Genomic DNA, 12471 nt, shown 5'->3' with positions numbered 1-12471 from the left:
CACCGGTCCAGGCCTGAGCAGAGTCGGACAAGACGGCTGATCTCGGCTTCCGCCGAACCCTAACGAGGCGCGGCGAGAAGTACTCGCGACAGGAATCCGCGCACCAACGCGCGCATGCGCGCAGCCGAGTCGTCAGCGAGTTCTTTTGTCCGCGAACGTAAGTCGTCGTGGGTCAGGCCGACCGCGGCGGCTGCCGCTGCGCCCTCGTCTTCATCCATCCACACTTCAAGCAGCTCGGGCTCCAGCTCGGGGTGGAACTGCAGACCCAGCGTGCGGCCCAGCACGAAGGCCTGTGGCGCATTGGCGTTTCGGGCGATTTCGACGGCGCCGGGCGGCGTGGTCCAGCGATCGAAATGCCACTGGAACCATGGGCCGGGCGGGACAAGTTCCGGATCGTCGGTGCTGATGTCGTACCAGCCGACCTCGGGTGCGGTGGTTTTGCCGACGGACCCGCCGAAGGTCTGCGCGAGCAGCTGACCGCCGAAGCACACCCCCAGCAGACCCACACCGGCGTCTGCAGCTTCCCGCAAAGCGGCCATCTGAGCGCCGACCCAGGTGCCGCGCAGGGCGTCGTCGTACACCCCCCAGCGCCCACCCATGGTGACCACCACGTCGTAGTGGGTCAGGTCGGGGAAGACCACCTCGATGGCCGGGTTCTCCAGGTGTTCCCGAGGAACCACGGCGAAGGTCTCGACGTCGAACCCGTTCTCGGCGAACGCCTCACCCAGCGTCGTCCCGGGTTCGGCCGGGTCGTTGCGGACGATCAGTGCTTTCGATGCCACGCCTCATGCTATTTCCCGCCCCCATCACGATCGGGAACTGGGGCGGTGCCCACCGGCGGGCCGACAGTGAACGTGAATTCCGCGACGCCGGAAACTCCGCCGGACACCACATCACCGGGCTGCATGGGGCCGACTCCGGCCGGTGTGCCGCTGAAGATCAGATCACCGGCCGCGAGCTCCACCGCCGTCGATATCGCGCTGATGACCTCCGGCACCGACCAGATCAACTCTGTGAGATCACCACGCTGTTTGAGATCCCCGTTGACCCGCAGCCAGATCTCGCCGGCGTCCGGATGGCCGACTTCGGCCACCGGATGGATCGGGGTGCACGGAGCCGACGCGTCGAAGCCCTTGGACCAGTCCCACGGCCGGCTGAGCCGCTTGGCCTCGTCCTGCAGATCACGGCGGGTCAGGTCGACGCCGACGCCGTAGCCCCACACGAGGTTCAACGCGTCGGCTGCGGCGACGTCACGCCCGCCCGATCCCAACGCCACCACCAACTCGACCTCGTGGTGCAGCGCCGACGTCAACGACGGGTACGCGATGGTGCCTGCGGCATCGATGACGGCGTCGGCCGGCTTCATGAAGAAGAACGGCGGCTCACGGTCCGGATCCTTGCCCATCTCGCGGGCATGGGCGGCGTAGTTGCGACCGACGCAGAACACCCGCCGAATCGGAAACCGTGCGGGCCCGGTGCTCACCGGAAGCGACGCCTGACGTGGCGGAGGGATCACGTAGTCGGCCATGGACCCATCTTCGCGCAGCGCGCTCAGAATGCCGCGTTGTCCAGCTCCATGACGTCGCCGTCGATCGAGTCGATGACCTCGCGGACCGCCGTAAGCAGCGGCAACATGTTGTGCGCGAAGAACTTTGCGGCCGCGATCTTGCCCTCATAGAACGGCCGGTCGCGTTCGCCGGCCGTCGTCAGCGCCGCCGCAGCGATCTGCGCGCTGTGCAGCAGCCGCCATCCGATCAGCAGATCGCCGACGGCGAGCAGGAACCGCACGGAACCCAGCCCGACCTTGTACAGCTGCTCGGGCTGCTCCTGCGCGGACATCAGATAGCCGGTCAGGGTGGCGGCCATGGCCTGAACGTCGGTGAGCGCGGTGGCGAGCCGGGCGATTTCGGGTTGCAGTTCGGTGGTTTCAGCCTTGATCGTGGCCGAGATCTGCGCGGCGACGTGGGCCAGGGCGCTGCCCTGATCGCGCACGATCTTGCGGAAGAAGAAGTCGAGTGCCTGGATGGCCGTGGTGCCCTCGTAGAGCGAGTCGATCTTCGCGTCGCGGATGTACTGCTCGATCGGATAGTCCTGCAGGAAGCCCGAACCGCCGAGAGTCTGCAGGGATTCGGTGAGCACCTCGTAGGCGCGTTCGGAGCCGACCCCCTTCACGATCGGCAGCAGCAGATCGTTGACGCGATGCGCCAGCTCCGCGTCGGCACCCGAAACATGCAGTGCCACATCGGAATTCTGATGCGCAGCGGTGTACAGGTACACGGCCCGCAGACCCTCGGCATAGGCCTTCTGGGTCAGTAGGCTGCGCCGCACGTCGGGGTGCTCGATGATGGCCACGCGGGGCGCGGTCTTGTCCGCCATCGCGAGCATGTCCGAACCCTGCAGGCGTTCCCGTGCGTAGGCCAGCGCGTTGAGATAACCCGTCGACAGCGTGCCCGCCGACTTCACCCCGACCGTCATGCGGGCGTTCTCGATGACGCGGAACATCTGCGCGATGCCGTTGTGGACATCGCCGACGAGGTACCCGACCGCAGGCACGTCGCCGGTGCCGAAGGTGAGTTCACATGTGGGAGAAGACTTGATGCCCATCTTGTGTTCGACGCCCGTGACGTACACGCCGTTGCGCGCGCCCAGTTCCAGGGTCTCCGGGTCGAACAGATACTTCGGCACATAGAACAGGCTCAAACCCTTGGTGCCCGGCCCCGCGCCCTCCGGGCGGGCCAGGACGAGATGGAAGACGTTCTCCGCGGTGTCGCCGACATCGCCTCCGGAGATGAACCGCTTCACGCCTTCGATGTGCCACGTGCCGTCGGGCTGGGCGATCGCCTTGGTCCGGCCCGCGCCCACGTCCGAGCCGGCGTCCGGTTCGGTGAGCACCATGGTGCCGGCCCAACCGCGGTCCATGCTCATGCGCGCCCAGCGTTGCTGTTCCTCGGTGCCGACCTCGGCCAGGGTGTGGGCCATCGCCGGTCCCAGGCCGTAGAAGAACATGGCAGAGGGGTTGGCGCACATGATCATTTCCTGCACGGCCCAAACCAGTGCCGCGGGTGCGGGGACACCGCCGGCGTTCTCGGCGAGGCCGATGCGCCACCATTCGGCATCCTTGACCGCCTGCACCGTCTTGGCGAGCGGTCCGGGCACCGAGATCTCGTGGGTGGACGGGTCGAATTCCGGCGGGTTGCGGTCGGCTTCGGCGAAGGATTCCGCGACCGCGCCTTCGGCCAGCCGCGCGACTTCGTCGAGCATGGTGCGCACGGTGTCGCTGTCGAGATCTCCGTAGGCGCCCGAATCGAAGATCTCCCCGAGCGAAAGCACCTCGAACAGGTTGAACTCGATGTCGCGGACGTTGGCGATGTAATGACCCACGATCGGCAAGCGTCGCCGACGCCGGTTCGGGTACGCAAGCGTAGGTTGCGGCAACCTACGGCTACGGAACCGGAGGTTGCCAGCTCAGCAGACGCTATGACCTATATCACACTTGGGTATACACCTATCCTTGGTCGAGTGTCCCAACCGTCAGTCGCCGAGCTGCGTTCCCGTCTCGACGACCTGACCATCCGTGACGCCGCGCGGCTCGGCCGCCGGTTGAAGAATCTCCGGGGCGGCGATGTTCCCGCGAACCTCGTCGAACAGTTCGCCGCCGCCGAGGCTCTCGTGCTCACCCGGCAGGCAGCTGTCCCGACCATCACCTACCCGGATTTGCCGGTCACCTCGCGGCGCGACGAGATCGCCAAGGCCATCAGTGAGAACCAGGTGGTGATCGTCGCCGGCGCCACGGGGTCGGGCAAGACCACGCAGCTGCCCAAGATCTGTCTGGAGTTGGGCCGCGGTATCCGCGGCACCATCGGTCACACCCAGCCGCGCCGCCTGGCGGCGCGGACGGTCGCCCAGCGCGTCGCCGACGAACTCGGTACGCCGCTGGGTGAGGCGGTCGGATACACCGTGCGGTTCACCGACCAGGCCAGTGATTCGACCTTGGTCAAATTGATGACCGACGGCATCCTGCTCGCCGAGATCCAACGCGACCGGCGCCTGCTGCGCTACGACACGCTCATCCTCGACGAGGCCCACGAGCGCAGCCTCAACATCGACTTCCTGCTCGGGTATCTGCGCGAGCAGCTGCCGCGGCGCCCCGATCTGAAGGTGATCGTCACGTCGGCGACGATCGAGCCGGAGCGATTTTCGCGGCACTTCGGCGGAGCCGAACATGGATGTAGCGGCGGAGCCGAACATGGATGTAGCGGCGGAGCCCCTATCGTCGAGGTGTCGGGGCGGACCTATCCCGTCGAGATCCGCTACCGGCCACTGGAAGTGCCGGTGGTGTCCGACGACGACGATGATCCGGACGATCCCGATCACGAGATCGTGCGCACGGAGATCAGAGACCCTACCGAGGCGATCGTCGACGCTGTCCGCGAGCTGGAATCCGAACCACCTGGCGACGTGCTGGTGTTCCTGTCCGGTGAGCGTGAAATCCGGGACACTGCCGAGGCTTTGAAGGATCTGCGCAATACCGAGGTGTTGCCGCTGTACGCGCGGTTGCCCACCGCCGATCAGCAGAAGGTCTTCCAGCCCAGCCACACCGGACGACGAATCGTGCTGGCCACCAACGTCGCCGAGACCTCGCTGACCGTTCCGGGTATCCGCTATGTCGTCGACCCCGGAACCGCGCGCATCTCCCGCTACAGTCGCCGCACCAAGGTGCAGCGCTTGCCGATCGAACCCATCTCACAGGCGTCGGCGGCGCAGCGGGCCGGCCGGTCGGGCCGTACCGCACCCGGTATCTGCATCCGGTTGTATTCCGAAGAGGACTTCGAATCCCGGCCCCGCTACACCGATCCGGAGATCCTGCGTACCAACCTCGGCGCGGTCATCCTGCAGATGGCGGCGCTGGGGCTCGGTGACATCGAGAAGTTTCCTTTCCTCGATGCGCCCGACCAGCGCAGCATCCGCGACGGTGTGCAGCTGCTGCAGGAACTCGGCGCGTTCGACTCGGTGGGCGCCCTGACGGACGTCGGACGCCGCCTGGCCCGGCTGCCCCTCGACCCTCGGGTGGGCCGGATGATTCTGCAGGCCGATACCGAAGGCTGTGTGCGCGAGGTGCTGGTGCTGGCTGCCGCACTGTCGATTCCCGACCCGCGCGAGCGCCCGGCCGACAAAGAAGAGGCCGCCCGGCAGAAGCATGCCCGATTCGCCGACGAACACTCGGATTTCATCTCCTACCTCAACCTGTGGAACTATCTGCGTGAGCAGCGAAACCAGCTCTCCGGCAATGCGTTCCGACGGATGTGCCGCGAGGAGTTCCTGCACTACCTGCGGGTCAGGGAATGGCAGGACCTGGTGGGGCAGCTGCGCAGCATCGCGCGCGACATCGGGATCCGCGAAAGCGACGAGCCCGCCGAGCCGGCCGCCATCCACGCCGCGCTGACCGCGGGTCTGCTGTCGCATATCGGGCTGCGCGAGGGGGAGCCGCAGGCCCGCACGCGAGGACCGAATTGGGCGCAGTACGCGGGCGCGCGCAACTCGAAGTTCGTCCTGGCTCCTGGCTCGGTGCTGACCAAGAAGCCGCCACGCTGGATCGTGGTGGCAGACCTGGTGGAGACCAGCCAGCTGTTCGGCCGGATCGCGGCGCGTGCCGAACCGGAGGCCATCGAGCGCGTCGCGGGACATCTCGTGCACCGCAGTTACAGCGAGCCGCACTGGGAGGCCAGGCGGGGCGAGGTGATGGCCTTCGAACGGGTCACGCTCTACGGGCTGCCGCTGGTACCGCGCCGCAAGGTCGGATACTCCTCGATCGAACCCGACCTGGCCCGAGAGCTGTTCATTCGGCACGCGCTGGTGGAAGGGGACTGGCAGACCCGACACCACTTCTTCCGCGACAATGCCCGGCTGCGTGCGGAACTGGAGGAGATCGAGGAACGCGCACGTCGGCGCGACCTGCTGGTCGGCGACGACGACATCTACGCGCTGTACGACGCGCGAATCCCGGCCGACATCGTGTCGGCCCGCCATTTCGATGCGTGGTGGAAGAAACAGCGGCACCGCACTCCGGATCTGCTGACCTTCACCCGCGACGATCTGTTGCGGTCCGAGGACGGTGCGGACAATCCCGACACCTGGCAGGCAGGCGATCTGCGGCTACCGCTGACCTACCGGTTCGAGCCTGGTGCCGCCGACGACGGTGTCACCGTGCATGTACCGGTGGGAGTGCTGGCGCGGCTCGGCGGCGACGGCTTCGCCTGGCAGGTGCCCGCTTTGCGAGAAGAGCTGGTCACCGCGCTGATCAAGTCACTACCCAAGGATCTGCGCCGCAACTTCGTGCCTGCCCCGGACACCGCACGGGCCATCCTCGGCGACATCGATGCATCCGCGGCGTCGTTGCTGGACGAGGTGCAACGTGAACTGCGCAGGCGCAGTGGCATTTTGGTGCCGATCGACGCGTTCGACCTGAGCAAGGTGCCCGACCACCTGCGGATGACGTTCGCCGTGGAAACCGCTGACGGCAAAGAGGTGGCGCGCGGCAAGGACATCGATGCGCTGCGCGAGCAATTGGCCGTTCCGGTCGCCCAGGCGGTGGCCGACGCGGTCGGAGGCAACCTGGAGCGTACGGGTTTGCGGGCCTGGCCCGAGGATCTCGACGAACTGCCCCGCACTGTCGAGACGGCCTCGGCGGGCCACACCGTTCGCGGCTACCCGGCGTTCGTGGATACCGGTAAGGCGGTGGACATCCGGGTTTATGCGACCCAGGCCGAGCAGGCCGCCGCGATGGGTCCGGGCCTGCGCAGACTCTTGCGACTCACGGTGCCGTCGCCCGTCAAAGCGATCGAACGCGGGTTGAATCCGCGTGTGCGCCTTGCCCTCAACGCCAATCCCGACGGGACGCTGGCCGCGCTGCTCGAGGACTGCGCCGATGCGGCGGCCGATGTTCTGCTCAAGCGGGCAGTGTGGACCAGGGCCGAGTTCACTGCCCTGGCGCAGCAAGCCGCCAAGGAGCTCGGACCGACCACCACCGCTGTGGTGAACCGGGTCCAATCCGTGCTGACTGCGGCTCACGAGGTGCAGGTGGCGCTGCCCGACAAGCCGACTCCGCAGCAAGCCGACGCGGTCGCCGATATTCGCGCCCAACTGGACCGCTTGTTGCCCAAGGGTTTTGTGACTGCGGCGGGTGCGGCACGGCTGGCCGACCTGGCCCGGTATGTCACCGCGATCGCCCGCAGGCTCGACCGGCTGCCGCAGGGCATCGCGGCCGACCGTGAGCGGATGGCCAGGGTGCACGCGGTCGAGGATGCCTACGACGATGTGATCCAAGCACTTTCGGCGGCCCGCGCGGCCGATCCGAAGGTGGCGGAGATCGCCTGGCAGATCGAGGAATTCCGGGTGAGTCTGTGGGCTCAGCAACTCGGCACGCCGCGTCCGGTCAGCGAGCAGCGAATCTACAAGGCGATCAACGCGATCCAGAACTGATGATTACGACCCGTCTGCCTCTCCCGCGACCGCGGGTTGCAGATCGACATAGTGGCAGACCTGGTTGCCGCCGGCGTTTTTCGCCGCGTACATCGCCAGGTCGGCGGCGTCGATGACGTCGTCGAGGAACTGCGATGCGCGAGATGGGTCGGCAGCGTCGAGTGCAGCGCTGGCGCTACCGACACTGGCGGTGGTCGGGAAGGGGATTGCCGCAATCGCCCGGCAGATCCGCTCGGCGAGTTCGTTGGGTCGCGGTGTGCGGTGGATGTCGGCGACGACGAACTCCTCACCGCCTAGCCGTCCGATCACCGATGCCGCCGGGCAGTTCTCCCGCAGGGCGGCGCCGACCCGGGCCAGCGCCCGGTCCCCGCGTGCGTGTCCCCACGTGTCGTTGAGCAGTTTGAAGTTGTCCAGGTCGATCACGAGGACCACCAGATGTGCCCCGGCGGCGCGTTGCCGCACCAGGCCCTGGACGGAGCGGTAGAAGGCGCGTCGGGTGTGCAGACCGGTGAGTGGATCGTGGTCGGACACAGTGAGATCCGAACGCAGTGTGTGTACGAGCGACCGGATGCCGAACGGCACGCCGATGTTGAGCGCCGCGACCATCACCGTGGTGGCGACGGTCAGGGCGATATCGCCGGTGTCCTTGATGAGGCGTACCGCGAAGATGGTGGCGCATGCTGCGCACACCACAAAGTTGCCGATGACGTAACGCAGGGTGTGGAAGTAGGCGATGAATCCGCCGAGCACCGCGAAGATCACACACCCCACCAGCGCCGAGTACGGGTTGGACAAGGTAGCGCAACCGATGCCGGTCAGCGCGCTTGCCGCGAGCAGGAACAGCGACGACTGTCCCCGGGTCGGCCAGTGCACCAGCCAGACCATGGCACTGAGAAATCCGAGTGCAGCGATACCCGCGGCGATCGTCCTGGAAAGCGCGTGATCGGGACCATTCGGACTCCAGAGCATCAACAGCGGAAGCGTCGCGAGCACCGCGGTGTACAGGGCGGTCGCCCACTGCCAGCGGCGCCGCAGACCCCGATCCTCGATGTAGGTGCTGAGCCAGTCGAACTGGTGAAGCTGTTGCGGCACGCCGTTCACCCCACGGGCCATGATTCCTCACACCTCCGCATGTGCGGGAATGTACGACATTCACGTACGGTAGCTGGCCATACACGAGGTTCGCCAGCTACCGTCCGGCTGAACATTTCTCGAGGCTGAGTGGATCGACGGGCGCCGCTGGCTACGCCGGTGTCGCCGCTTGGCCGATGACGTGCTCGATCTGGCCGATGCCGTCGAGGCGCAGGGTGAGGACGTCGCCCTCACGTAACCAGTTCCCGGTCTCCATGCCGCTGCCGCCGGGGAGCGTGCCGGTTGCGAAGAGTTCGCCCGGCAGGAGTTGCTCGCTGCGTGACGCGTGGGCGAGCACTTCGCCGAGCGTGTGCTGCATCCCGGCGCTGCAGACCGTACTGACCACAGACCCGTTGATCGCCACGGAACCGGTGATCGCATCGACGCGCGGCAGGATCTCGTCGGCGGTGACGGCCGTGTCCGACATCGAACTGGCGAAGTGCTTGGACTTCTGCGGCCCGAGCCCGCTCGTCATCTCCGCCCGTTGCACGTCGCGGGCGCTGAAATCGTTGAGCACCACGAACGCTCCGATCGCAGCGGTGGCCTCGGCGCGGGTCGCATCCAACAGCGGAGCGGCCAGCACGAATCCGAGCTCCAGCTCGAAGTCCAGTGCGCGCGAATAGTTGGGCATGGGCATCGGCGTACCGGTCGGCACAAAGGTCTGTGCGTTGGACATGTAGTAGATCGGCTGCCGGTAGAACAGCGGTTTGGGTTTGAACTGCGGTACCGGGTGCCCGGTCACGCGCTCGTAGATCGCGGTGACGCGGTGCAGCCCCGGGTGAAACCGCTGGATCAGACCGCGGGCCGCGTCGATGTTGTGCTGCTCGTAGAGCATGAAGTCGCGAAACGACAGCGGTTGAAACGGGAGTAGATGCTCGCTGTTCCGCAGCTGCCGATCGGCGGCCGCCTGCTCCCAGGCGGCGTCGAACACCCTGCCGCCGAGCGCGGCACTGTCCGCCAGTGCGGTCCAATTGCCATCCGCATCAGAGCATTCGAGCTGCAACCCGGTCTCGGTGCGGATCCGTCGTAGTTTCATGGTGCTCCGTCGGTCTTGGATCAGGTCACTGCGCGCCCAACGCAGAGTAGATCAGGCCGGCGGGGTCGTAGTGCGAACGAATGGTGTTCAGCCGATCCAGGTTGTGCTCGAAGTAGCGGGCTGCCGGCATGCCGGCTTCGACATAGTTGACGTACCCGCCGACGGAGGCCGTCTGCACCGCCCGGTGCGTGTCGCGCAGCCAGCCTGCGGCCGACTCGACCGCGGTGGGTGACGGTGGTTCCGTGTACCACTGCACACACGCGGCCTGCCGCCGCCACGGAAACGCGGTGGCGTCGGGTGCGGTATCGGTGATCGCGCCGTCGAGGGATTCGATGACGGCGGTTGCGGCGCCGGCGTCTTTCGGCCACGCCGACATCGCGGCGACGATGGATTCCGCAGCGGGGTGGGTCATTTCCGCGATGATGTCGGACCCTGCGACGAAGGACCGAGGCCGGGTCGCGTCGCTGCCGCCTTCGAAATAATGGACGAAGTCCATGTGCCCGAGGGTCTGGGTGCGCGTGCTCACCGGTGCCGTGCCGATCGCGGCCGCGACGGCCGCGGCCGCTTGGTCGCCGGTGTGGGCGGGAGTCGCCAGCACGACGCTGCACTGCAGCTCGGGGCCTGGACCTGACGTCAGGTTGAGCATGCCCCACGTCTCCCGCTGTGCCGTGCCCAGCCAGTCGTGCCACCCGTAGATCACTTGTGCTGCAGCGGATTCCGGGAAAACCAGCGTGACGACGTCCCGGTCGGTAGTGGCGTAGGTGCGGAACGTGAAGGAGGTGACGACACCGCACCCGCCCCCGCCTCCGCGCAGTGCCCACAGCAGGTCGTCGTGCTCATCGGAAGACGCCGTGACCGTGTCTCCACCGGGCACGACAACGGTCGCCGACACCAGGCTGTCGCAGGTCAGTCCGTAGCGCCGGGCGTCGGCTCCGAGCCCGCCGCCCAACGTCAGGCCCGCGACCCCGACGCTCGGGCAGCTTCCGGTCGGGATGGAGCGGTTGTGTTCGGCGAGCGCGCTCTGCACTGTGTCGAGATCGACGGCGGCAGCGACCGTGACCAGGCCTGAGCCGTCGTCGAAGTCGATGGTGCGGGGGAGCCCGCGCAGGTCGATGACCATCGCTCCCGAGGTGGTCGAGGCGCCGATATAGGAGTGCCCGCCGCCACGGGGTGCAATCTTGATGGCGTGCGCTGCGGCGAAGGCGACCGCCTTCGAGACGTCGCTCTCCGAGCCGACGGTGACCACCGCCGCGGGAGTGGAATCGGCGAATCGGGTGTTGAAAACGCCTTTGGCAGAACCGAACTGCGGGTCGTCAGGCAGGATGACGTGACCGTCTAGCGAGCCGGCCAGCGCGCTCCAGTCCGGCGGCCCTGCTGGCGTGGTCGCTGTGCCGGATGCCCGCGGAGTACTGACGGGGCCGGCTGGGCCGCCGTCGCGGCACGATCCCAGCGTTGCGGCAGTGGCGAGTCCGAGCGCGCCGCGCAGGAAGGCGTGGCGCGAGATCTCGGTCATGCCCGGGCCGGCAGTCGATTACCGGGGATACGCCGCGGGTATCGGGGCGACCGCCGCCGGCACCTGCGCGGCCTGGGGCACTTGGGCCACCGCACCGGGCACCTGTGCAGCGCCGGGGACGGGCGCCACACCGGGGACGGGTGCCGCTCCGGGAACAGGCGCCGCACCTGGTACCTGCGCGGCGTCGGGGGCCGGAGCCGGGGCCGGCGGCGGGACGCCGACACCGAGCACCCGCAGCAGGTCGGGCTTCATCTGCTGCAACTGAGCGCCCCAGTAGCCCCAGCTGTGCGTCCCGTTGGGCGGGAAGTTGAAGATCGCGTTGTGGCCTCCGGCGGCCTGGTAGCGCTTCTGGAATTCCTTGTTGGAATCCACGGTGATGTTCTCCAGGAACTGGGCGCTGTACATCTGGCCGAAGCCGCCGCCGGCCGAGTCGAGGTCGGAGGAAATGCCGTTGCCGCAGTACACCCACACCGCGGTGTTGTTGGCTACCAGTTGCCCGACGTTGACCATCGGGTCGTTGCGCCGCCAAGCCGGATCGTTGGCGGGACCCCACATGTCGGTGGAGTTGTAGCCGCCGGCATCCTTCATCGCGAATCCGATCATGGTGGGCCACAACCCCTGCGACGGGTTCAGGAAGCCGGACAGTGCGCCGGCGAAGATGAACTGGGCCGGGTGCCAGATGGCCAGCGTCAGTGCCGCACCACCGGACATCGACAGCCCGACGACGGCGTTGGCGGTCGGACGGATGCTGCGGTTGGTGGCCAGCCACGCCGGGAGCTCTTGAGTGAGGAACGTTTCCCACTTGTAGGTGGTGGTGCCTGAGTTGCCCGCCGCGGGCCGGTACCAGTCGGTGTAGAAGCTGGACTGTCCGCCGACCGGCATCACGACGGCCAAGCCCGACTGGTAGAACCACTCGAACGCCGCGGTGTTGATGTCCCAGCCGCTCTCGTCGTCCTGGGCGCGCAGGCCGTCCAACAGATACAGGGCGGGCGTGCCGCCGGCACTGGCCGGACCGCCTCCGGGCTGGAACGAGACCTTGATGTTGCGCCCCATCGACGGCGACGGAACCTCGAGTTGTTCGACCGGCAAGCCCTTGCGTGAGTAGGCCGCCGCAGGTTGTGCCCCGGCCACACTCAGCAGTGCCGAGACCAGCAGCGTCGCGCTTGCGGCGGCAGCCAACCGCCATACCTTTCGGCCTAAAAACCTCCCCGTCACATCGGCAAGCTAACAATGCAGCCTGTGATACCGACGCGGCCGCGCCCGGCGTAACCCGGCTGTTATCAAGGCGTTTCGATGTCGATGCAGATCGGTG

At 67.2% G+C, this 12471-nt stretch carries 8 protein-coding genes; 1 reads left to right on the top strand and 7 read right to left on the bottom strand.

From position 1 onward, the window contains the following. Positions 1-59: 59 nt before the first annotated feature. From RMCB_RS10675 to RMCB_RS10665, 3 genes are read right to left on the bottom strand one after another with little or no spacing between them, the layout of a single operon-like run. Complete coding sequence (locus tag RMCB_RS10675; RefSeq protein ID WP_062828760.1) at positions 60-782, bottom strand: type 1 glutamine amidotransferase; 723 nt, start codon at positions 780-782, stop codon at positions 60-62. Between the two features lie 8 nt (positions 783-790). Then, complete coding sequence (locus RMCB_RS10670) at positions 791-1528, bottom strand: fumarylacetoacetate hydrolase family protein (RefSeq protein WP_062828759.1); 738 nt, start codon at positions 1526-1528, stop codon at positions 791-793. Between the two features lie 23 nt (positions 1529-1551). Further along, on the bottom strand, positions 1552-3381 hold the full coding sequence (locus RMCB_RS10665; protein ID WP_062828920.1) for an acyl-CoA dehydrogenase: 1830 nt from the start codon (positions 3379-3381) through the stop codon (positions 1552-1554). A 138-nt stretch (positions 3382-3519) separates the two neighbouring features. On the opposite strand from RMCB_RS10665, the gene hrpA reads away from it, so the two are divergent. After that, positions 3520-7479 carry an ATP-dependent RNA helicase HrpA gene (hrpA, locus tag RMCB_RS10660; protein WP_062828758.1) on the top strand — a complete coding sequence of 1320 codons (3960 nt, stop codon included), beginning with the start codon at positions 3520-3522 and terminating at the stop codon, positions 7477-7479. A 3-nt stretch (positions 7480-7482) separates the two neighbouring features. On the opposite strand, the gene RMCB_RS10655 is transcribed toward hrpA, so the two are convergent. The 4 genes from RMCB_RS10655 to RMCB_RS10640 form a co-directional block, all read right to left on the bottom strand. After that, positions 7483-8592: a GGDEF domain-containing protein gene (locus RMCB_RS10655; protein WP_062828757.1), complete on the bottom strand. Its 1110-nt coding sequence runs from the start codon at positions 8590-8592 to the stop codon at positions 7483-7485. Positions 8593-8722: 130 nt separating this feature from the next. Continuing rightward, entirely contained in the window at positions 8723-9646 is a 924-nt protein-coding gene (locus tag RMCB_RS10650) for a fumarylacetoacetate hydrolase family protein (RefSeq protein WP_062828756.1), read from the bottom strand. Positions 9647-9671: 25 nt separating this feature from the next. Then, positions 9672-11159 (bottom strand): FAD-binding oxidoreductase, encoded by a 1488-nt coding sequence (locus RMCB_RS10645; RefSeq protein ID WP_062828755.1) that lies wholly within the window; start codon positions 11157-11159, stop codon positions 9672-9674. An 18-nt stretch (positions 11160-11177) separates the two neighbouring features. Next, positions 11178-12374: an esterase family protein gene (locus RMCB_RS10640; protein WP_029370380.1), complete on the bottom strand. Its 1197-nt coding sequence runs from the start codon at positions 12372-12374 to the stop codon at positions 11178-11180. Between the last annotated feature and the right edge of the window lie 97 nt (positions 12375-12471).

Source organism: Mycolicibacterium brisbanense (assembly GCF_001570425.1).
Classification (GTDB): Bacteria; Actinomycetota; Actinomycetes; order Mycobacteriales; family Mycobacteriaceae; genus Mycobacterium; species Mycobacterium brisbanense.
The sequence above is the reverse complement of the archived record's forward strand: the minus strand, read 5'-3'. Positions and strand labels throughout refer to the sequence as shown.

Excerpts from the sequence above, each read along its gene's own strand:
- RMCB_RS10645 (WP_062828755.1), bottom strand. The coding sequence starts at position 11,159 with ATGACCGAGATCTCGCGCCACGCCTTCCTGCGCGGCGCGCTCGGACTC.
- RMCB_RS10650 (WP_062828756.1), bottom strand. The coding sequence starts at position 9,646 with ATGAAACTACGACGGATCCGCACCGAGACCGGGTTGCAGCTCGAATGC.
- RMCB_RS10670 (WP_062828759.1), bottom strand. The coding sequence starts at position 1,528 with ATGGCCGACTACGTGATCCCTCCGCCACGTCAGGCGTCGCTTCCGGTG.
- RMCB_RS10655 (WP_062828757.1), bottom strand. The coding sequence starts at position 8,592 with ATGGCCCGTGGGGTGAACGGCGTGCCGCAACAGCTTCACCAGTTCGAC.